22 protein-coding genes and 3 tRNA genes are annotated in these 19,015 nt (G+C 39.0%); 18 read left to right on the top strand and 7 right to left on the bottom strand.

Annotation, left to right across the window (positions count from 1 at the left end):
- The first annotated feature begins 652 nt into the window (after window positions 1-652).
- From rpmH to noc, 11 genes are all read left to right on the top strand, one after another.
- Window positions 653-787 (top strand): 50S ribosomal protein L34, encoded by a 135-nt coding sequence (gene rpmH, locus RBQ60_RS15285; protein ID WP_307884552.1) that lies wholly within the window; start codon window positions 653-655, stop codon window positions 785-787.
- Between the two features lie 93 nt (window positions 788-880).
- Window positions 881-1,264 (top strand): ribonuclease P protein component, encoded by a 384-nt coding sequence (gene rnpA, locus RBQ60_RS15280; protein WP_307884551.1) that lies wholly within the window; start codon window positions 881-883, stop codon window positions 1,262-1,264.
- 4 nt (window positions 1,265-1,268) lie between these two features.
- Complete coding sequence (gene yidD, locus RBQ60_RS15275) at window positions 1,269-1,481, top strand: membrane protein insertion efficiency factor YidD (protein ID WP_307884550.1); 213 nt, start codon at window positions 1,269-1,271, stop codon at window positions 1,479-1,481.
- 72 nt (window positions 1,482-1,553) lie between these two features.
- Entirely contained in the window at window positions 1,554-2,615 is a 1,062-nt protein-coding gene (locus RBQ60_RS15270; protein ID WP_307884549.1) for a YidC/Oxa1 family membrane protein insertase, read from the top strand.
- The gene (gene jag, locus RBQ60_RS15265) at window positions 2,608-3,225 is read left to right on the top strand and encodes an RNA-binding cell elongation regulator Jag/EloR (protein ID WP_307884548.1); all 618 of its coding nucleotides are present in this window, start codon (window positions 2,608-2,610) and stop codon (window positions 3,223-3,225) included. The genes RBQ60_RS15270 and jag overlap by 8 nt, the downstream gene beginning before the upstream one ends.
- 378 nt (window positions 3,226-3,603) lie before the next feature.
- The gene (gene mnmE / locus RBQ60_RS15260; RefSeq protein ID WP_307884547.1) at window positions 3,604-4,989 is read left to right on the top strand and encodes a tRNA uridine-5-carboxymethylaminomethyl(34) synthesis GTPase MnmE; all 1,386 of its coding nucleotides are present in this window, start codon (window positions 3,604-3,606) and stop codon (window positions 4,987-4,989) included.
- 16 nt (window positions 4,990-5,005) lie between these two features.
- Window positions 5,006-6,412 (top strand): MATE family efflux transporter, encoded by a 1,407-nt coding sequence (locus RBQ60_RS15255; protein ID WP_307884546.1) that lies wholly within the window; start codon window positions 5,006-5,008, stop codon window positions 6,410-6,412.
- 68 nt (window positions 6,413-6,480) lie between these two features.
- Window positions 6,481-8,364, top strand: coding sequence for a tRNA uridine-5-carboxymethylaminomethyl(34) synthesis enzyme MnmG (gene mnmG, locus RBQ60_RS15250; protein WP_442871391.1), 1,884 nt, complete (start codon window positions 6,481-6,483; stop codon window positions 8,362-8,364).
- A gap of 24 nt (window positions 8,365-8,388) precedes the next feature.
- The gene (locus RBQ60_RS15245) at window positions 8,389-8,823 is read left to right on the top strand and encodes a hypothetical protein (protein WP_307884544.1); all 435 of its coding nucleotides are present in this window, start codon (window positions 8,389-8,391) and stop codon (window positions 8,821-8,823) included.
- Window positions 8,824-8,826: 3 nt separating this feature from the next.
- A complete protein-coding gene (gene rsmG / locus RBQ60_RS15240) occupies window positions 8,827-9,546 on the top strand; it encodes a 16S rRNA (guanine(527)-N(7))-methyltransferase RsmG (protein ID WP_307884543.1) in 720 nt (239 codons plus the stop codon).
- Window positions 9,547-10,063: 517 nt separating this feature from the next.
- Window positions 10,064-10,903, top strand: coding sequence for a nucleoid occlusion protein (noc, locus tag RBQ60_RS15235; RefSeq protein ID WP_307884542.1), 840 nt, complete (start codon window positions 10,064-10,066; stop codon window positions 10,901-10,903).
- 629 nt (window positions 10,904-11,532) lie between these two features.
- On the opposite strand, the gene RBQ60_RS15230 is transcribed toward noc, so the two are convergent.
- Genes RBQ60_RS15230 through RBQ60_RS15220 form a run of 3 tightly spaced genes read right to left on the bottom strand, consistent with a single transcriptional unit; the run spans window position 11,533 to window position 13,472 of the window.
- Window positions 11,533-12,009, bottom strand: a complete 477-nt coding sequence (locus RBQ60_RS15230; protein WP_307884541.1) for a PaaI family thioesterase — start codon at window positions 12,007-12,009, stop codon at window positions 11,533-11,535.
- Window positions 12,010-12,027: 18 nt separating this feature from the next.
- Window positions 12,028-12,513: a PaaI family thioesterase gene (locus RBQ60_RS15225; protein ID WP_307884540.1), complete on the bottom strand. Its 486-nt coding sequence runs from the start codon at window positions 12,511-12,513 to the stop codon at window positions 12,028-12,030.
- A gap of 14 nt (window positions 12,514-12,527) precedes the next feature.
- Window positions 12,528-13,472, bottom strand: coding sequence for an alpha/beta fold hydrolase (locus tag RBQ60_RS15220; RefSeq protein WP_307884539.1), 945 nt, complete (start codon window positions 13,470-13,472; stop codon window positions 12,528-12,530).
- Between the two features lie 113 nt (window positions 13,473-13,585).
- On the opposite strand from RBQ60_RS15220, the gene RBQ60_RS15215 reads away from it, so the two are divergent.
- The 4 genes from RBQ60_RS15215 (at window position 13,586) to RBQ60_RS15200 (ending at window position 14,160) form a co-directional block, all read left to right on the top strand.
- Window positions 13,586-13,792 carry a hypothetical protein gene (locus RBQ60_RS15215; protein WP_307884538.1) on the top strand — a complete coding sequence of 69 codons (207 nt, stop codon included), beginning with the start codon at window positions 13,586-13,588 and terminating at the stop codon, window positions 13,790-13,792.
- 106 nt (window positions 13,793-13,898) lie between these two features.
- Window positions 13,899-13,971: transfer RNA gene (locus RBQ60_RS15210), tRNA-Thr, on the top strand.
- A gap of 7 nt (window positions 13,972-13,978) precedes the next feature.
- Window positions 13,979-14,059, top strand: a tRNA-Tyr gene (locus RBQ60_RS15205).
- Window positions 14,060-14,086: 27 nt separating this feature from the next.
- Window positions 14,087-14,160, top strand: a tRNA-Met gene (locus RBQ60_RS15200).
- Between the two features lie 926 nt (window positions 14,161-15,086).
- Here the strand turns inward: RBQ60_RS15200 and RBQ60_RS15195 are convergent.
- Complete coding sequence (locus RBQ60_RS15195; RefSeq protein ID WP_307884537.1) at window positions 15,087-15,452, bottom strand: hypothetical protein; 366 nt, start codon at window positions 15,450-15,452, stop codon at window positions 15,087-15,089.
- A 139-nt stretch (window positions 15,453-15,591) separates the two neighbouring features.
- On the opposite strand from RBQ60_RS15195, the gene RBQ60_RS15190 reads away from it, so the two are divergent.
- A complete protein-coding gene (locus tag RBQ60_RS15190; protein WP_307884536.1) occupies window positions 15,592-16,254 on the top strand; it encodes a Crp/Fnr family transcriptional regulator in 663 nt (220 codons plus the stop codon).
- Window positions 16,255-16,303: 49 nt separating this feature from the next.
- Here the strand turns inward: RBQ60_RS15190 and RBQ60_RS15185 are convergent, their stop codons facing one another.
- Genes RBQ60_RS15185 through RBQ60_RS15175 form a run of 3 tightly spaced genes read right to left on the bottom strand, consistent with a single transcriptional unit; the run spans window position 16,304 to window position 17,271 of the window.
- Window positions 16,304-16,876, bottom strand: coding sequence for a 4Fe-4S binding protein (locus RBQ60_RS15185; protein WP_307884535.1), 573 nt, complete (start codon window positions 16,874-16,876; stop codon window positions 16,304-16,306).
- Window positions 16,869-17,069: a 4Fe-4S binding protein gene (locus RBQ60_RS15180; RefSeq protein ID WP_307884534.1), complete on the bottom strand. Its 201-nt coding sequence runs from the start codon at window positions 17,067-17,069 to the stop codon at window positions 16,869-16,871. The genes RBQ60_RS15185 and RBQ60_RS15180 overlap by 8 nt, the downstream gene beginning before the upstream one ends.
- Before the next feature lies 1 nt (window position 17,070).
- A complete protein-coding gene (locus RBQ60_RS15175; RefSeq protein ID WP_307884533.1) occupies window positions 17,071-17,271 on the bottom strand; it encodes a 4Fe-4S binding protein in 201 nt (66 codons plus the stop codon).
- Window positions 17,272-17,387: 116 nt separating this feature from the next.
- On the opposite strand from RBQ60_RS15175, the gene RBQ60_RS15170 reads away from it, so the two are divergent.
- Together RBQ60_RS15170 and RBQ60_RS15165 are read left to right on the top strand one after the other, a co-directional pair.
- Window positions 17,388-17,906 carry a C-GCAxxG-C-C family protein gene (locus RBQ60_RS15170; RefSeq protein ID WP_307884532.1) on the top strand — a complete coding sequence of 173 codons (519 nt, stop codon included), beginning with the start codon at window positions 17,388-17,390 and terminating at the stop codon, window positions 17,904-17,906.
- A 16-nt stretch (window positions 17,907-17,922) separates the two neighbouring features.
- A complete protein-coding gene (locus tag RBQ60_RS15165) occupies window positions 17,923-18,951 on the top strand; it encodes a stalk domain-containing protein (RefSeq protein ID WP_307884531.1) in 1,029 nt (342 codons plus the stop codon).
- Window positions 18,952-19,015 lie beyond the last annotated feature (64 nt).

Below are 19,015 nucleotides of genomic sequence, written 5' to 3'. Positions count from 1 at the left end.
TATGTACCTCCTGTTAAAATTTTGTGGATAACAATAAAGTTATGCACAACAAATGTATTCGGGCTGTGAAAGAATTCTTTCCACAACAAGACAAGCCCTGGTTATTCACAACGACTATTTTTTATTTGCCCACATAATCAACATTTATATTTTACATAGAAAAACTCGAAAAATCCCAATTCGAGCAAAGCTGACGGCCATAAGGGACGTATTTCTCAAGAGGTTTTTCACAATTATTTAGAGTTATACACAGGTTTATCCACAGTCTGTGGATAACTCGGATTTTGGAGCGGCAAATTTTGTGTGAATTTTGTGGATCAACTTCATGACACCTTGGACATAGTATAACAAAAGTTATCCACAACCGCAATGAAAAAATCTAGTTATCCCCATCCAAAAAATAGTTAAGAATATTTTTTTTAGGTTTTATTTTGAGTTCCTACTATATATAGATACAAAATCTAAAAATAATCTATATCTTTGTTTTAACGAAAAAAAATTGTCTAAATAATTTTTTTTCCCATAAATCCCAGAGTTGTAAGGATTTTAAGGTAAATATTTTGCTTGACGTGCCATTTCTTTTTTACTATAATAGTAGCAGTGCTCGTTTAAAGGGCAGTGAAACCCAGCAATAAAGGAGGTGCGTATAACTATGAAAATGACATTTCAGCCTAAAAAAAGACAGAGAAGTAGAGAACACGGCTTTAGAAAAAGAATGAGAACAGCTAACGGCAGAAAAGTGATTGCTGCAAGAAGAAAAAAAGGTAGAAAAGTATTATCCGCATAATCCTCATACCAAAAAGTATATTAGGCCGCTGAAAGTGGCCTTTTGTTCATATGAGGAACATTTTGGCGCTACCGAATGAAAGAAGGTTTATGAATGAAATTTACGGAATCTTTGAAAAAAAATTTTCAATTTCGGTATGTATACAATAGAGGTAGATCTATCGCCAACCGCCATTTAGTTATGTATGTGGTGAGAAATGGGACACAAGGGAACAAATTAGGTATTTCTGTCAGTAAGAAAGTTGGAAAAAGCGTTGTTCGTTCCCATGTGACTCGCCTGATTAAAGAAAGTTACCGCAATATGGAGGAAGACCTTAAAAGTGGCTATGATATTGTTGTCATTGCCCGAGTTATTTGTAATGATTCTACTTACCAAGAGGTCAATACCTCCTTGCGGCATCTATTGAAAAAACATCATTTATTTCTTTCCCATCAAGAAAAAGATATGGGGAAAGAAGGAGAAAAAGAAGCGAGATGAAAAAATGGGCAAAAAAATTTTCCTGTGGCTAATCCGTTTTTATCAGGTGGGCATCTCTCCATTCATTGGACCCCATTGTAGGTTTACCCCCACCTGTTCTCAGTATGCTTATATCGCCATATCTCGTTATGGCATATTTAAGGGCACATACCTTGCCGTCAGAAGACTTTTGAAATGCCATCCCTTCCATGAAGGCGGCTATGACCCCGTACCCTAAAAATTCTATTGTCTGTTTAGCTTGTCCTGCGGGGCAAAAAATTCTATTTGTTTGTTTAAGGAGGCATAAAAAGTGTTTGGAAGTGAAATGTTAGCAGGTGTCGCTTTGACGACGCTTCCGTCTGTAAGAATGCCCGGAAGTATATTGGGACCCATTGCAGGATTAATGGGTTATGTTTACAATATGCTCTTTGATGGGCTGCATGGTATGATGAGTGTTGGCGTATTAGGCGTTGCAATCATTATATTTACTTTAATTGTGAAAATAATTCTGTTCCCATTGATGGTGAAGCAGCAAAAATCATCTTTTAAGATGCAGTTGCTTCAGCCTGAGTTAGATAAGATTAAGAATAAATATAAAGGCAAATCAGATCAGCTTTCTCAACAGAAAATGGCAATGGAAATGCAGGATTTTCAAAAGAAAAATGGTATTAACCTTATGGGCGGATGCTTACCTTTGTTAGTTCAGCTTCCAATTTTGTATGCATTGTTTTTCTTATTCCAGAATGCATATGTCTATGTTGATGTAATTGGTCAAAATTATACAGAAATTGCAAATGCAATTTTGCAGATTCCTGAAGGATTAAGAATGGAAGTTTTTGGTCCATATGCACAGACTTTTGTTGATGCGTATAAAAAAGTAGATATCATTAAAGCCGGCGGTTTCGATTTGAGCCGTGTTGGTGACATTGTTATGTTGGTAAATTACCTGGGTGTTGATGATTGGACAACAATTATGAGCCAGCTGGGAGCACATGGCAATGGTTTGGTTGAACTTTTGGCAGCAAAGAATAATATTGAAACATTCTTGACCATTCCTTTGGTAAGTACAGCAGGCCTTACTTGGCCCGGTGTAATTATCCCTGTGATGGCGGCCATTTCAACCTTTGCACAGTCTAAAATCATGATGGTTATGACACCATCTGCAAATGCTGATCCAAACAATCCTGCAATGGCTATGACAAAGACAATGACTTATGTTATGCCATTTATGATGGGCTTCTTCTGTATTTCTATGCCTGCAGGTCTTGGTCTGTACTGGACAATCAGTAACATTTTCGGTATTATTCAGCAGGTAATCTTACAGAAATACTATAAAAAGAAATTTATGGGGGAGGCTGCTCAGAATGGATGAAATTAAAAAAAGCGGTAAAAGTGTTGAAGAAGCGGTTGCTGCTGCCTTAGCTGAATTAGGGGCATCCAAAGAAGAGGTATCCATTACTGTGATTGATGAAGGGTCCAAAGGATTCCTTGGTGTATTTGGGGGAAAAGATGCAGTTGTTCTAGTTAAGAAAAATTTTAACCCAGAACGTGCAGCAGAAAACTTTTTAAGAGAAGTATTTTTATCTATGAGTCTCATTGTAAAAATTGATATTCAGTTGAAAGATAAACACTTACTCATTAATCTGGCTGGTGAAGATATGGGTATCTTAATCGGCAAAAGAGGTCAAACCTTAGATGCATTGCAATATTTGGTAAATCTTGTTGTAAATAAAAATAGTAGTTCTTATGTAAGCGTTATGTTGGATACGGAAAACTATCGCCAAAGAAGAAAGGAAACATTAGAAACCCTTGCTTTTAACTTGGCAAAAAAAGTGAAGCACACGAAGAAAAACGTTGTGCTTGAACCGATGAATCCATATGAAAGAAGGATTATTCATTCTGCATTGCAAAATGATCGCTTTGTTACAACTTATAGCGAAGGGGAAGAACCTTATCGTAATGTTGTAATAACTTTAAAATAAGAGCAATGAAAAACCCGTTACAGGAACTCTTGTTACGGGTTTTCCTATATTTTACGGATGAAAGACCTTGGGCGTTGCCCAAATCCACTTGCTTTTTGAAAAAAGCAAGACCAAAAACTTCTATTGAAACCACATTACCATCGGGTTAAGATAGAAATATATAAGGTAGGAGAATACTCAAGGTATAATACCTAGCAAAAATGAAATTTTACGTACAAAATTTGGCTAAGCCTTACAAACTTGCACCGCTCAAGATGGGGTAACTGCAAACTTACTATTTTTTGTTGAAAAAAAAGTTTATCCTACTTGTAGCGTTTGGGACGGAGTCCCCAAATCTTAGCCTTGAAAAATTTTAGGCTAATAATTTAGGAGGGGAAAATGAATAGAATTAATCAATTGGATGATATCATTGCTGCCATTTCAACCCCTTTAGGTATGGGCGGCATTGGCATTGTAAGAATGAGTGGTCAAGGCTGTATTGCATTGGCTGACCGTCTTTTTTCGGGAAAAAAATCCCTTTTGGAAAAGAAAAGTCATACTTTATCCTATGGGAAAATGGTGAATCAAGGTGAGGTTATCGATGAAGTTTTGGTTTCCGTCATGAAAGGGCCACAAACATATACCAAAGAGGATATTGTTGAGATCAATTGCCACGGTGGTTCTTTGGTTACCCGCCGTGTATTAGAGGCAGTCCTAAACCAAGGTGCCAGATTGGCAGAGCCTGGGGAGTTTACGAAACGGGCTTTTTTAAATGGGCGAATGGATTTAACCCAAGCGGAAGCGGTAATCGATTTGATTCATTCCCAAACGGACTTATCACGTCAGGCGGCGGTAAATCAGTTAGAGGGAAGGTTAAAAAAAGAAGTTCGTTCCATGCGGGAAGAAATATTGGATATGATTGCCTCCATCGAAGCAGTGATCGACTATCCCGAGCATGATGTTGAAGAAGAAACCTATGACAATATGGAGCAAGGTTCTTTAAAACTTTTAAATCGCATGGAAACCTTATTGGCCAATGCGGACCGAGGGAAAATTATTCGTGAGGGTTTGGAAACTGTCATTGTTGGCAAGCCAAATGTAGGTAAATCCTCTCTTTTGAATTGGTTATTAGAAGAAGAAAGGGCGATTGTTACAGATATCCCCGGTACTACCAGAGATACGGTAGAGGAGTATATTAACATAGACGGTATTTCCATGAAAATTGTAGATACAGCGGGAATTCGTGAAACAGGGGATGTAGTTGAAAGAATGGGTGTGGAAAAATCAAAGGCGTATGCTGAAAAAGCAGACTTGATTTTGATGATGCTTGATGGCTCAAGGCCCTTGGAAGGGGAAGACAGAGAGATTTTATCTTTCATTCGGGGAAAAAAGACAATGGTTTTAATTAATAAAACAGACTTGGAGCAAAAGCTTACTTTGGATGAATTGGAAGAATATATTCCCAAAGAGCAGATTATCCCTGTTTCCATTAAAGAAAACCGTGGATTCGATGAACTGATCAATGGGTTGAAAGAACTGTTTTTTAGTGGGGAAAGTGTAAAGGCAGAGGATGCCCTTTTGGGCAATACCCGCCATAAAAATGCATTATTCCAAGCTAAAGAAGCAATGGAACGTTGCTTGGTTACCATTCGTACCCGTATGCCGGAAGATTTTATTTCTATGGATTTACAAGATGCCAACCGTGCTTTGGGCGAAATCACTGGTGATGTGGCGGATGAAGAGATCATTGATCGAATCTTTACAAAATTCTGTTTAGGAAAGTAAAGATTGGAGTGTAAGTATGAACCAAAATGAGATCGATCTATCGAAAACGACATCAGGAAAAAATGAGTTAGGTGTTTTACCTGTAAAAAGTTTATTGGTAAAACTAGCTGTGCCTGCTATCGCAGCACAAATTGTAAACGTTTTATATAACATAGTTGACCGTATGTATATCGGCCATATTCCTGAAACAGGAGCGTTAGCCTTAACAGGTGTTGGTGTTTGTATGCCTTTGATTATGCTGGTTGCGGCTTTTGCCGCATTGGCAAGCATGGGGGGAGCACCTCGCTCCTCTATTTTGTTAGGAAAAGGGGACAAAAAAGAAGCTGAGAGAACGTTGGGGAACTGTACCATGCTCTTAATTATACTGGCCATAGTCCTTACTGTAATTCTGCTCCTTTATTCCGAACCCTTGCTTCTTGCCTTTGGTGCCAGTGAAAATACCATAGGATTTGCACTGGATTATATGAGAATTTATGCCTTGGGAACAATTTTCGTACAGCTTTCTTTGGGGTTAAATGCTTTCATTAGTGCTCAGGGGTTTGCAAAAGTCAGTATGCAGACAATACTAATCGGTGCCATTATTAATATCATTTTAGACCCTATTTTTATTTTCTTCTTTGGAATGGGTGTTAAAGGTGCTGCTTTGGCAACGGTTATTTCTCAGGCTATTTCCGCTATTTGGGTTGTTGTTTTCCTGACAGGAAAGGGGACTACATTAAAGTTAAGGCTTAAAAATTTTAGAATACATGGAAGAACCCTTTGGCCTTGCGTGTTATTGGGGCTCTCACCTTTCATCATGCAGTCGACAGAAAGCATTATCAGCATTTGCTTTAACTCATCTTTATTGAGATATGGTGGGGACACTGCTGTAGGTGCAATGACAATTTTAAGTAGTGTGATGCAGTTTTCCATGTTGCCCCTCATTGGTCTTGCACAAGGTGCCCAGCCAATTACAGGATATAATTTTGGAGCTAGGAAACCCCAACGTGTCAGAGAGGGTTTTGGATTATTATTAAAGTACAGCTTGATTTACTCCATGACGTTGTGGGCAATCGTTATGCTGTTCCCAAGAGTGGTAGCTTCTATATTTTCCAACGATGTTGCACTTTTGGATTATAGTGCATGGGCTATACGTTACTATATGTTTTTTGCAGGTGTATTTGGAATACAGATTGCTTGTCAGCAAACATTCATTGCCATTGGGAATGCAAAAACTTCCCTTTTTCTTGCAATACTGCGTAAAATTTTGTTATTGATTCCCCTTATTTACTTATTACCTATGTTTATTGAGGATAAAGCCAAGGGAGTTTTTTTGGCGGAACCTGTAGCAGATATGATTGCAGTTACCACAACGGCGATTTTATTTACCATCCAGTTTAAAAAAGCAATGAGTAAGCTGGAGGATGAGAAAGCGATGGCCTAAGCAAGAAGCAAAAGGATAAATAAAAAATTGAATTGGGGAGTTTTCCCCATGATACAAGGAGTTTTTAAATTATGTATGAGGCAGAAACCATTGATGTTGCCGTTGTTGGCGGTGGCCACGCAGGATGCGAGGCGGCTCTTGCAGCGGCAAGAATGGGCATGAATACCGTTATGTTTGCCATAAGCTTGGATAGTATTGCTATGATGCCATGTAACCCTTCTATTGGCGGAAGTTCTAAGGGGCATCTGGTAAGAGAAATTGACGCGTTAGGCGGACAAATGGGGAAAACCATTGATAAAACATATATTCAAACAAAAATGTTGAATACAGGAAAAGGACCTGCGGTATATTCCTTACGTGCCCAAGCAGATAAAATTAAATATCAGGCAGAAATGAAACATACCTTAGAAACCACACCAAACCTACGTATTCGACAGGGGGAAATTGCAGAAATTTTAATGGAAGATGGTAGTGTTTGTGGAGTAGTTACTACCAGTGGGGCGATTTTTCGTTGTAAAGCAGTGATTCTTTGTATGGGTACTTATATGCAGAGCCGTTGTTTATATGGCGACGTAATCATCCCCAGTGGCCCCAATAACTTGATGTGTGCCACAAAATTAACCCAGTGCTTAAAGGAATTGGGCATTCGTTTATACCGTTTTAAAACGGGTACCCCAGCGAGAATGCTGAAAAGCTCCTTAGACTTAGAAAAAATGCAGCCTCAGTATGGGGACGAAACCATTGTTCCTTTTTCTTTTGAGAATAAACCTGAAGATATTAAAAGGGAACAGGCATTGTGTTGGTTAACTTATACCAACGAGACAACCCATCAAGTCATTCGAGACAACCTACATCGTTCTCCTTTATTCGGCGGTATGATTCAAGGAACGGGTGCACGATACTGTCCATCCATTGAGGATAAGGTGGTGCGTTTTGCCGATAAAGAACGGCATCAGCTGTTCATTGAGCCAGAAGGAGAGGATACAGACGAGATGTATATTCAAGGCATGTCTTCCTCTTTACCTGAGGATGTTCAAATTGCCATGTATCGCACCGTTCCAGGTTTAGAGCGTTGTGAAATTACTCGTTTTGCTTATGCCATTGAGTATGACTGTATTGACGCTACCCAATTGAAGCTTTCCTTGGAATTTAAGGATTTTAAAGGTTTATTCAGTGCGGGCCAGTTTAACGGAAGTTCAGGTTATGAGGAAGCGGCGGCCCAAGGTATCATTGGTGGTATCAATGCCGCAAGATATATTCAAGGGAAAGAACCTGTTGTTCTGCAGCGTTCTGACGGTTATATTGGAGTGCTCATTGATGATTTGATTAGTAAAGGCAGCCAAGAACCTTATCGAATGATGACAAGCCGTGCGGAATTCCGTTTGTTATTACGTCAGGATAATGCGGATCAAAGATTAACTCCAACAGGCCATGGAATCGGTTTAATTTCTGAGGAACGTTATTTGGCGTTAAGGGAAAAAGAAAGATTGGTTGCATTGGAGATTGAACGTGTAAAAGCTTTAACCATTGCACCCAATGCAAAAACACTAGAAGTGTTGGCACAATACGAAAGTACACCCATTAAGTCTGGGGCAAAATTGTCGGATTTGATTAAGCGTCCTGAGTTAGACTATGAAAAGGTTTCCCCATTAGATGGGGACAGGCCAACTCTTCCTGCTGACGTACAAGAGCAGGTGAATATCCAAATTAAATATGAAGGCTATATTGGACAGCAACTAAAGCAGGTTGAACAATTTAAAAAGCTGGAAAACCGTTTATTGCCAGAAGATATGGACTATATGAGCATTCAGGGCTTGCGTATTGAGGCACAGCAGAAGCTGGATGCAATTCGCCCAAGCTCTTTAGGCCACGCATCTCGTATTACGGGGGTATCTCCTGCGGATATTTCTGTATTGTTAATTTATTTAGAACAGCAAAAGCGTAGAGGCTGACTTTTGTAGAAAGGAGGGGGTTAAATGAATCTATTTCTGCCTTGGGAGGGGAGTCAAGAAATGGAACCCAGAAAAGACAGAAAGGTATTTCTACCAAAAAGGAGATTTCCCTTGGAAGATTTGTGTTTTAAAACAATAGGCTCTCCTTATTTTTCATTACCGAATCCTAGTGGAACCGTGCGGTCGTTCTTAAGGGCTTTGGAAAAAGACCATGAAGATGAGGCAATGGGCTATTTGTCTAATACTGTTGCTTCCGTTGCAGATTTGGACGGCATTAAAAAATTGTTTGGAGAGAAAAAAGAATTATTATTCTTCTCCGATGATATATTAAATGAAATTAGAACAGTATCTTTGGCTTGTCAGTGTGAAGAGGGGAAAACGGAGGTTATCTTTGTCCGAATGGTGTCAGAACCCGATCACTATGGCAAGTGGAAAATATATAGTATTGAAAAGGAGTAGTCCATGGAAAATAAAATGCTATTAAAATCTTGCTGCGAACAGATGGAGATTCCTCTTTCTGATGAAATGGCAGAGCAGTTTATGGTATATAAGTCCCTTTTGTTGGAATGGAATGAAAAAATGAATTTAACCGCCATTACGGAGGAAAGGGAAGTTATTTTAAAGCATTTTGTTGACTGCTTGAGCCTTGTGCCTTATTTAAAGGTTTCAGAGAGCACGAGAATGATTGATGTGGGAACAGGAGCAGGATTTCCTGGGTTGCCTGTAAAAATTGTTTGCCCCCAAGTTTCCATGACCCTTTTAGATTCTTTGCAAAAAAGAATCGGATTTTTGGAAGAGTCCATAAACGCCATGGGGTTAAGTTATGTGGAATGTGTCCATTCTCGGGCTGAAGATGGCGGACAAAACCCATTGTATCGGGAGCAGTTTGATTATTGCGTTTCACGAGCGGTGGCGAATTTGGCAGTTTTATCGGAATATTGCTTGCCTTTTGTAAAGGTTGGGGGAACTTTGGCAGCCTTAAAGGGCCCCGATGCTTTGGCAGAACTGACTCAGGCGGAGGGTGCTTTGAAGAAACTTGGGGGAAAAGTCACAGAGGTGATTAGTGTTACAATCCCTTTTACGGATTTATCCCATAAGCTGGTTTTTATAGAAAAAATTGCACCGACCCCAAAACAGTATCCCAGAAAAGCGGGTAAAATTTCAAAAAGCCCTTTAAAATAATAAAGATAGACAGCATTTCATGAGAATGCTGTCTTTTTTACTGTAAAAAAGGAAAGGTTCAGGGAACTATGGCGAGCTATAAAACATAACCAGGGAAATATAGAATAGGGAAAAGTACAAAAAAACATCAGGTTTCAAACAACGGTTAGAAGAAAAAAATAGGGCTAATCACTGAAAAAAAATAAAAAAGGTCAGCAAATAAATCGTACTAGCTAGAGAAAAAATGGTACATATAGTAGGTTGAAGAGAAAAATACAATATATGTAGTATGAAAAATGAAATATTTTGGCGAGAAAGTGATTTGAAAACTAGAAAATTCCCCTAAGCTCCGACAACTTATCCAACCCTTCGAGTTTTTTGTGTCTGATGCCGCACCATTTTGTCGAGGGTGGTGTGTTTTTGTTGTACTCTTTTTCTGTAAAAAAGGATTTCCTATGATAGAATGAAAAAAAAGAAAAATGCCGTTGATTTGTAAAACTATCTCGGTTTCCATAGGATAAAAAAGGAGGAAATACATATGGAGGTTTTGAAATTTCCCGAAATGCGTTTAAAGAAGGAGAAGGCTGTATATCAGCTACCTATCGAAAAAGTTCGTCCTAATCCATATCAGCCAAGAAAGTACTTTAATCTTAGTGCATTGGAGGAGCTGGCAGAATCCATCGCTGCGTATGGTATTTTACAACCCATCACCGTGCGTAAAATGAGTGGCGGTTATTATGAACTGGTGGCGGGAGAGCGTCGGTTGCGGGCGGCAGAGATGGCGGGACTAAAAACGGTTCCTGCGTTATTTGTGCAAGTAAGCGACAGTGATAGTGCCGTATTGGCATTTATCGAAAATATTCAACGCCAAAATTTGAGCTTTCTGGAAGAGGCTGAGGGCTACCGCAATATGATGGAGGATTATGGCCTGACTCAAGAGGAGTTGGCGGCAAAGCTATCCAAAAGTCAGTCAGCAATCGCCAACAAACTTCGTGTTTTAAAATTAGAAGACAGTGTGAAAAGAGAGCTTCTGGAACATAGCTTTACGGAGCGTCATGCAAGGGCATTGCTTCGCTTGCCCGATGAACAAACTAGATTATTGGTTATGGGGCAAATGATTCGTGAGGAAATGAATGTAAAGCGTACAGAGGAATTGGTGGAGCATACCTTGGAAGAAATGCACCAGCGTCATACGGAAAAAGGCGCCAGAAGGGAAAAGCGTTTTATCACAGATTTTCGCTTGTTCACCAATACCATCAAACAGTCCTTGGAGGTCATCCGTCGTAGTGGTGTGGATGTGGTTTATGAGGATACGCAAAATGAAGATGAATGTGAAATTGTGATTCGTATCCGCAAAAATGCAATAGAGTCCGCATGAAGAGAAAATTCCGGAAGTCTGCCAATGGGATAAATGTGTATTAACTAGTAAAGCTTCTAAATTGTTAAAGCAAAGGCACAGGGTCATCTGTTTTTATGAAATAAAATGGGGTTAAACTTAGAATACAAAGCCTAAAAATTGAAGAAGAATTTTTCCTGAAATATGAAAATAGGGAGAAAAAAGTAGTTAGAGAATGTGCATAGATATCGATTGAAGGGGCGGATTTTCTTGAAACTTACTTTAATCAGTAAATTAAAGTTGAAAAGGCGACAAAAACTGCAACTTGTTCTACCTTTCATTTTCAGCGTATGTGTTTATATTTGTTCGTGTTACTAATGGGGGAACAACTCTCCAATAAGAATGAAATTAAACCCATTGGAAGAGAGAAGAGATGAAAAGGTCTATTTATAATATTACATGGGAAATGTGGCTATGAATCTCCAAGGCTTTTTATGGGGTATTTCAAGTATTTTTACCTTATGACTGGAAGATGAATTCAGCATTGTCTCCTGACACTGAAGTTTTATTTTAAGGGGGAGCAATTACAGCCTGATTATGGCAGGGGTTTGGTTACCCATGATGAAAAAATAGAAAGTGAGGGTGTAGACTTCTATACCCTCATTTTTTTCTTAGAAATTATTTTGTTTATCTAAAACCATAAAGGTTGTGGTAGCTGTTGCTGCAAGGATATCCTCCCTTTTTAATCGTGCCTCACCAACCATACTTACCACGTTTTTCCCATGGGAAATGATACGAGCATGATAATCCACCGTATCGTTGGGAAGGATAGGCTTTAAAAATGTGGTGTTAATATTTATGGTACAAACCATATTTGGTTTTGCATAATAATGGCATAGTAAACCAAACGTGGTGTCGAACCCTGTTACAATAATACCCCCATGAAGCCCACCTTCGGGGTTTAATTCCCAAGACTTAACATCGAAGGATAGCACTAACTCTTTTTTTTCAAAGTTGCAACCAGTGAACCTTGGACTTAATAAGTCCAAAACCCCTACATTCGTCATGGGAAACTCTGAATTGTTCATTTGAGAAAACCAGGCTTCCATATCTGCCTGGCTAGGATTTCTATGATCAAATACCACCATATGTAGTACCTTCCTTTCTTACACTAATGAATTATTCTGAACTTCATTCAGGACTTTAAATATTGCAGAAGAGCTTGCTGCTACAACGGTTTTATTTTTAATCCATGCTTCACCCATTAGGTTACATAAAGATCGTCCTTGAAACTCCAGTCTTGCTTTAATATAAAAGGTATCCCCTAAAAAAATAGGCTTGTGATAAGCTGTATTCAAACTTACCGTGGTAACTACATAGGGCTTTGTATAGTAATGGCAAAGAAGCCCTAAGGTAGTATCAAATGCAGTGGCGATGATGCCGCCGTGAATGACATTTTGGGGATTTAACTCCCATTCCAAAACATCGTAAGCCAATTCAACGGTTTGTTCTTCAAAGTTGCAGCTTACAAATCTAGGTTTGATTTTTGAGACAACGCCATTTCTTAGAAGCCTAGATCCTTCGGTAGTTACTTGTTGAAACCAAGTTTCCATGGCACCTTGACATAACGTTGGCATTTCTAAATGATTCATTTCCATATTCCCCTTTATTTCAAATATTCTTTTACGATATTTACAAAGGATTGGCTGTTTTCCAAATGAGGGAAATTGCCAACACTTTCAAAAATAACGTAGTCCCCATCGGGGCGTGTTTCCTCTGCCCATTCCATATTGGAAATGGGATTTTTCTTATTTTCTTCCCCCCAGAACATCCAGAAAGGCACGCTAAGAGCGGAAAATGCCGTTTTTGTATCTGCTCGCCAAAAATCAGTTTTGATTGCAGCGAAGGTCACTTGAGACTTTTTGCTTCTTCGAGCAGAATAGTAGCAAGCGTTAATTTGTTCTTGGGTAATTTTTTCCTTTGCAAAAAAAGTTTCTTCTAAACTTTCTTTTATTTTACTTTTTGATGTTCCCAAAAGGAACTGCTGTGTTCCTGAAAGGGGCATAAGCAAGCTGTGTAAGGAATTCGTTTCCTCATTGGTGGCAAAACCACGGCCAAACCCCTCAGGAGATATGAGCATAAGCCCCTTAATTTTTTCTGGATATAGCATGGAGGTAACCAGTGCCATATCTGCCCCCCCATTGGAGGCCAAGATGCAGGCAGGACGGCGGATAACTTTTTCCATAAATTCATGGATACAGTTTGCATACTGATAAGCTGTCCAAGGTTTGTCAGGAACGAAGGAGGCACCGTACCCAGGTAAATCTATGGCATAAACATGATAGGTTTTTGCCAGATCGTCCATGACCATATCCCACTCTTTACGGCTTGTCCCTAGCATCATGCTATGAACAAGAAGCAAAGGTCGCCCACGTCCCACAGAGGTATAAGCAATATCGCCCAAGGTCGAGCTATATATTTCAAAAAGGGTATTATCCACCTTTTTTTGTGCTTGCCAAAAACAAGATTTTTGCCAAAGAATCAGTCCCCCTAAAAGACCTGCTGTAGCGGCGGAAAGGGAAAGTGCTGTTTCCTTTATTTTTTGATTCATTTCAGACCCTCCTTTTCAAAATAATGTCTTCTCTTTATTATGAACGGAAAAACGTCATTTGAAAAGGGGCATTTTCATAGTATTGTATTAAGTTTTAAAAAGGGGGGTTATTTATGCAAGCATTTCTAACTTTGGCAGGACAATTATTCATAATTTTATGTATTCAGTCTATACTAGATGTTATGTCGTCTTCTAGAAAACAGATGCACTTACAAAAAACCATTGCTTTGGGGTGTTATATCGCTTCCCTTCTTCTGGTGATACGCTTTATGCAGCAATATCTGGGGGATATTTTGCAGGCATTAAGCCGCATTTATTAGAGGGATAAAAAAGAAGTGGTTTTTTGTATAAAGACGTAGAAAAAAACACTTGACGAGATATAATTCCTATGATATTATATTATTCGTACTCGGTTTACGAGTGTGTGCCGATGTGGCTCAATTGGCAGAGCAGCTGACTTGTAATCAGCAGGTTATCGGTTCGAGTCCGATCATCGGCTTTAATATGGGTGGATTCCCGAGCGGCCAAAGGGGGCAGACTGTAAATCTGTTGCGATAGCTTCGAAGGTTCGAATCCTTCTCCGCCCATAGTAACTTCATAATTTTTTTTATTGCCGCGGAGTGGAGCAGTCCGGTAGCTCGTCGGGCTCATAACCCGAAGGTCGTCAGTTCAAATCTGGCCTCCGCAATTAGAAAAACCCTTGAAAATATTTTCAAGGGTTTTTATTTTTTCATATCTTAATGAAAAGCCGTTTTTTGTAACAAATTTTTAATGTATTAACGTATTTAAATAGGTATCTATCTGCACAAGTTCCACAAATTATTAGCCATAGAATACTTATGATGATAAAAAATCTAAAATTGTTCGTTTTTTCCCAGTTCGATTTTTTTCACAATGGGGATAAGATCATCCTGTATATAACCCATAATAATTTTCTCCATTACGGACGAACTACATTTTTGGCCGGTTATATTTTCAAATTTTTCTTTGGTATCTTCCAAAGTTGGCACAGTTTGATCATATTACAAGTGGCAAGGTAATTATCGAATTGTATCATTTCCTCTCTTGAAATGCTCAAATCTAACATTTCCAGATATTTTGAATGCACAGTTATACCTTGCGTTTTTAATACATTGATAATGTCATGCAAAGCCCTTTGAATATAATATATTGCATCTTCTTCTTTAATAAATAGCATTTATCACCTTTTACCTTCCGCTGGACTCTAGAATATTATATTATATCTAAAACTGGATTTGAATTAGAGATAGTTTGATTCTCAACAATGATATTTCTCAGAGATATCTCTAGCATGAACATTTCCACCACCCTATGGAATTATCCTATTGTATAGTTTTATTTTTTTGCACCTGACATTTTTTAAAACCAAAGCATAATTTTTAAATGTATAACAAACAATATTCGAGAATATGAATTCATCCAGTCATTAATAGAAAAATTCACTCTTTGAGATTTTAAAACTTAACATCGTTTGTACCATAGCTTTAGGGAAAATAGTTTTAATTCCGCTTCTTAGGGGTTACTTAAGCAACAAACTGCGGCTAAAAAATCTTATATAAGAAAAAAGCCTACATTTGTAGGCTTTCATCATAACTAGGATTCTAAGCCTTTGAAATCTATGCCGTCTTCCCGCATATTTTCTAACAATTGGGCATGGAAAAAGCAACAGCCATAGCAGGGGTAAAGGAGCATATGGTTTTCCATTACTAGAACGACGCTATCCTCTTTGACGGAAGATGGGCTATCTTTTCTAGGCATTGGTGCCAGGTGTCCTTTTTTTAAATTTTCCACTTCCCCCCCTATTAGGCACACAGCCTTATCTTTTTCACCCCAAAGGCGTTCCCCCTTTTTAAGAGAAATCAACTCCCCGCAAAAACAATCCATCATGGTTTCCAGCCCTTGGGTGGAAATTTTTCGAAAAAGGGGTAGAGATTGTAAAAGTTCTAAATCCATATTCATCTTTTGTACCTCCAAATAAGTATGGCTGGATTTTATCATGAACCAAGACCGCCGTCAAGGAAACGACTCTTGACAATTATCATAGGGCAACATAAAATCAAACCATATTAGTACACGAGATAAGAATAGGAGGATTCATATGGTTCCCAATAAAATAGAAATGTTACCTTTTTTTCAAAGTCTTTCGGAAGAAGAAAAAACGTTTTTTCAGAAAAACCTAAAAGTCATTGAATTTAAAGAAGGAGATTTGATTTATTCCCCTGCAAAGGGCTCTTTAGGCATGGTGCAGGTATTAAAGGGGGCAGTACGTGCATACATCATTTCCGATGAGGGGAAAAAGGCTACGATTTTCCGCCTAAGAGAAGGGGAGTTTTGTATGTTAACCATGGCTTGTGCCATGTCCCAGATTACCTTTGATGTGGAGGTAGAGGCATCCGAAGATTGTCAGCTTTTGCTTTTACCCACAGAAGTTTTTACAAAAGTAGAACAGCAGAATATTTATGTGAAGAATTTTTCCTTAGAATTAATGATGGAGCGCATGTCGTCCCTCATTGAAGGGGTACAGCAGATGATATTTTTAAATTTAGAACAGCGCATCGCATCGTATCTTTTGGATGAAAGCAGCCAGCGAAAGAATGACACCATATACTTAACTCAGGAGCAAATCGCGGAGAACATTGGAAGTGCTAGAGAGGCAGTTAGCCGTACCTTAAAACGCATGAAGGAAAAAGATTTAATCTCTGTAGGCAGAGGGTGCATTCATATATTAAATAAAAAAGAGCTGTACGAAATGCTTTCATAAAAAAGGGTACCATTGGTCTCAATGATACCCCAAGAGAGGGAAAGGATAGTTATTCTTTATATTTTGCCTTACATACAAGCTGTGTCATAGTGCCCATGGGGCAATAAACACACCAAGTTCGAGGGCGGAAAAGTATCATGGTGACAAAGCCTAATAAAGTTGAGGTCAGCATCACACTGTAGAAACCAAAGGCAAACTGTTTCACCCAGTTTGCCACAGGAGCGGCGGAGGAAGCAAAATTCCAAGGTAAAGAGAAGCTCCAAAGGACGGTAATCACTTCGTTTAAGTCCTTTGCTCCTGCAAAAACCAAATAGGTTGAAAATAGCATATTGATAAACATGGCCATAAAGAAGGTTAAAAAGCCGTAACGAAACCATTTGCTATAAATCCACTTAGGAATAGGGCGGTTCAAGGAAAGTCGTTTACCTAAAATTGAAAATAGCTGGCCTCTACCGCAATAGCGGTTACAATACCCCTTTTTTCCCCCTGCAAAGGACATAATAAGAGGGATCAAAAAGCAAAGAAGACCAAGCCACGCAAATAGGATATTAAAGAATCCCAAACTCAGGTAGAGTAAAGAGGTAATCCATAAATATTCGTACCAGAATTTTTTCTTAGCCAAGGGTATCAACCTCCTTTATGGAAATGATATCAGCTGGACAAGCCTTTGCACAAATGCCACAGCCAATACAAAGGGGTTCATCAACCTTAGCATACATGCCGTTATACACGGTGATAGCTTTTTTGGGGCAAACTTTTTCGCAGCAGCCGCAGGATACACAATCCTTCGTTGATAATGTTGCGATTTTCTTCATTTTATCCCTCCTGAGTCATATATAGAGCCTTTTTCGGGCAGGTCATTGCACACCTTCCGCAACCGATGCAAATATCCTCATGAACAAAGGGGGCGGCATTCTTTTTATCTTGGCTTAAAGCGCCCACGGGACAGACCCGTACAGCAGGACAAGCATGGTCCTGGGGGCATTTATTCATATCTATTTTAGCAATTCTTTTCATTTTTTCATCCTTTCAAATTTTAAGAGAAAGTTATATAATTTTATGGTATGATAATATCATAAACTTTTGTATCGTTCCGTAACTTAGTTACGAATAAAAAAATAGGAGGATTTCCCATGAGCGAAGAAACAAAGGAACTGACATTGGTAGAGCAAGCAGAACAAAACAGCAGCAATTATTTTCGTCAAGGTTTAAACTGCACAGAATGCATTATGTGTACGTTTTTAGATATCTATAATAAAGAAATGCCTAGAGAAAGTTTGGCCTTGGCAACAGGGTTTGGTGCGGGTCTTGGCAACACAAAAAATACCTGCGGTGCAATTACTGGGGCGGTTATGGCGCTAAGCAGTGTGGTAGGCAGAAAAGATCCTCTAGCAAAAGAGACCGTAGGGGAAAGGGTTGCCGAGCTAAGGAATGTATATTCATTAGTAGGTGACATGGTACGGGAAATTGAAGACCATTATGGAACATTAATTTGTAAAGAGCTTTCCGATCCTTTGGGTGAATTTGAAGGTAAGGCAAGAAAGAAAAACTGTATGCAGATTATTGGATATTGTGGTGGTTTGGCTATGAAATACGCATTAAAAGCGGAAGAGATGGCAAAAGAAAAAGAATGTGTAGTAAGTGAAAGTTAAAAAGGGGAGGAAAGGTATGAAAAAAAGCATATTGGCAGCAATGGCTGCGCTATTATTATTTGCAACGCCCATATCCGCCCATCCACCCATAGAAGTATATGTAGATGGACAGGAGGTTTCCTTTGATCAGGAGCCTGTTATCATTGAAGACCGTACTTTGGTTCCTATGCGGGCAATTTTTAAAGCATTGGGTAGCGAAGTGACCTGGTCTGAACCCACCCAAACCATTACCTCTACCAAGGGAAATGATACTGTTGTATTAAAAATTGGGGAAACGGGGGTCTATAAAAATGGACAGCTTGTATATACCATGGCTGTACCTGCCCAGATTATCAATGAAAGAACATTGGTGCCCATTCGTGCCATTGCCGTGGCTTTTGAGGCAGAGGTTTCTTGGGACCCTGTTGGTTATGTGATTACAATAGCATCTGCATCAACCAAGGGTTATTCCACCACCATAGAGGCGGAGGATGGTACAACGGTGTTATCCTTTCAAATGGACTTCCCCAAAAGTAGTGGTGCATATGCAGAACAAATTCAAGAGAGCCTAGCTTTGGAAGGTCAATCCTTGGCAAAGGACTTTATGAATGAATTTGGCGAAAAAGCTAAAAAAGAGTATGAATCCGCTAAGGTGAAAGGTGATTCTTTTACACCCTATACATATATTGGCTCCTTTAAAATGACAAGGGATGACAAGGAGTTTATATCTTTTTATGGCACAAGCACCCAGAGTACGGGAAGTGAGCCTGTGAAAGGATGCACCTCCTATACATTTTCTGCAAAAAATGGGAAACAGGTAGACCTTTTTGATATTATAAAGGACGATAGGCAGGAAGTTGAAGATTTCTGGGAAACATCTTTTTCTTCACTCATTGATGAAAAGCCCCAAAGTTTTTACGGCGATGCAAAAAGACGTTTGGAAAAATCCGTGGAGGCAGTAGGATTTTATGTAACGGAGGATGGTATTGGGTTTTATTTACCACCTGAAACCATTGCACCTAAGGAAGCGGGGGTTATTTCTTTTACCGTGAAGTATGAGATTTGATTTGAGAGAAATGTCCATATTATGGGTGATTTTCTTTTGGGAAGAAGGGTTTTGGAACAGTTTG

Source organism: Anaerotignum sp. MB30-C6, assembly GCF_030908465.1.
Taxonomy (GTDB): domain Bacteria; phylum Bacillota; class Clostridia; order Lachnospirales; family Anaerotignaceae; genus Chakrabartyella.
Note: the sequence above shows the minus strand (reverse complement) of the source record. Positions and strands in the feature narration are given on the sequence as shown.

Bases quoted from the DNA above. Each gene is read 5' to 3' on its own strand.
- RBQ60_RS15175 (WP_307884533.1), bottom strand. From the start codon at position 17,271: ATGAAAAGAATTGCTAAAATAGATATGAATAAATGCCCCCAGGACCAT.
- RBQ60_RS15170 (WP_307884532.1), top strand. From the start codon at position 17,388: ATGAGCGAAGAAACAAAGGAACTGACATTGGTAGAGCAAGCAGAACAA.
- RBQ60_RS15180 (WP_307884534.1), bottom strand. From the start codon at position 17,069: ATGAAGAAAATCGCAACATTATCAACGAAGGATTGTGTATCCTGCGGC.
- RBQ60_RS15220 (WP_307884539.1), bottom strand. From the start codon at position 13,472: ATGAATCAAAAAATAAAGGAAACAGCACTTTCCCTTTCCGCCGCTACA.
- RBQ60_RS15225 (WP_307884540.1), bottom strand. From the start codon at position 12,513: ATGAATCATTTAGAAATGCCAACGTTATGTCAAGGTGCCATGGAAACT.
- rnpA (WP_307884551.1), top strand. From the start codon at position 881: ATGAAATTTACGGAATCTTTGAAAAAAAATTTTCAATTTCGGTATGTA.
- mnmE (WP_307884547.1), top strand. From the start codon at position 3,604: ATGAATAGAATTAATCAATTGGATGATATCATTGCTGCCATTTCAACC.
- yidD (WP_307884550.1), top strand. From the start codon at position 1,269: ATGGGCAAAAAAATTTTCCTGTGGCTAATCCGTTTTTATCAGGTGGGC.
- RBQ60_RS15165 (WP_307884531.1), top strand. From the start codon at position 17,923: ATGAAAAAAAGCATATTGGCAGCAATGGCTGCGCTATTATTATTTGCA.
- RBQ60_RS15245 (WP_307884544.1), top strand. From the start codon at position 8,389: ATGAATCTATTTCTGCCTTGGGAGGGGAGTCAAGAAATGGAACCCAGA.
- RBQ60_RS15195 (WP_307884537.1), bottom strand. From the start codon at position 15,452: ATGAATATGGATTTAGAACTTTTACAATCTCTACCCCTTTTTCGAAAA.
- noc (WP_307884542.1), top strand. From the start codon at position 10,064: ATGGAGGTTTTGAAATTTCCCGAAATGCGTTTAAAGAAGGAGAAGGCT.
- RBQ60_RS15190 (WP_307884536.1), top strand. From the start codon at position 15,592: ATGGTTCCCAATAAAATAGAAATGTTACCTTTTTTTCAAAGTCTTTCG.
- rpmH (WP_307884552.1), top strand. From the start codon at position 653: ATGAAAATGACATTTCAGCCTAAAAAAAGACAGAGAAGTAGAGAACAC.
- RBQ60_RS15255 (WP_307884546.1), top strand. From the start codon at position 5,006: ATGAACCAAAATGAGATCGATCTATCGAAAACGACATCAGGAAAAAAT.
- RBQ60_RS15230 (WP_307884541.1), bottom strand. From the start codon at position 12,009: ATGGTGGTATTTGATCATAGAAATCCTAGCCAGGCAGATATGGAAGCC.
- jag (WP_307884548.1), top strand. From the start codon at position 2,608: ATGGATGAAATTAAAAAAAGCGGTAAAAGTGTTGAAGAAGCGGTTGCT.
- rsmG (WP_307884543.1), top strand. From the start codon at position 8,827: ATGGAAAATAAAATGCTATTAAAATCTTGCTGCGAACAGATGGAGATT.
- RBQ60_RS15215 (WP_307884538.1), top strand. From the start codon at position 13,586: ATGCAAGCATTTCTAACTTTGGCAGGACAATTATTCATAATTTTATGT.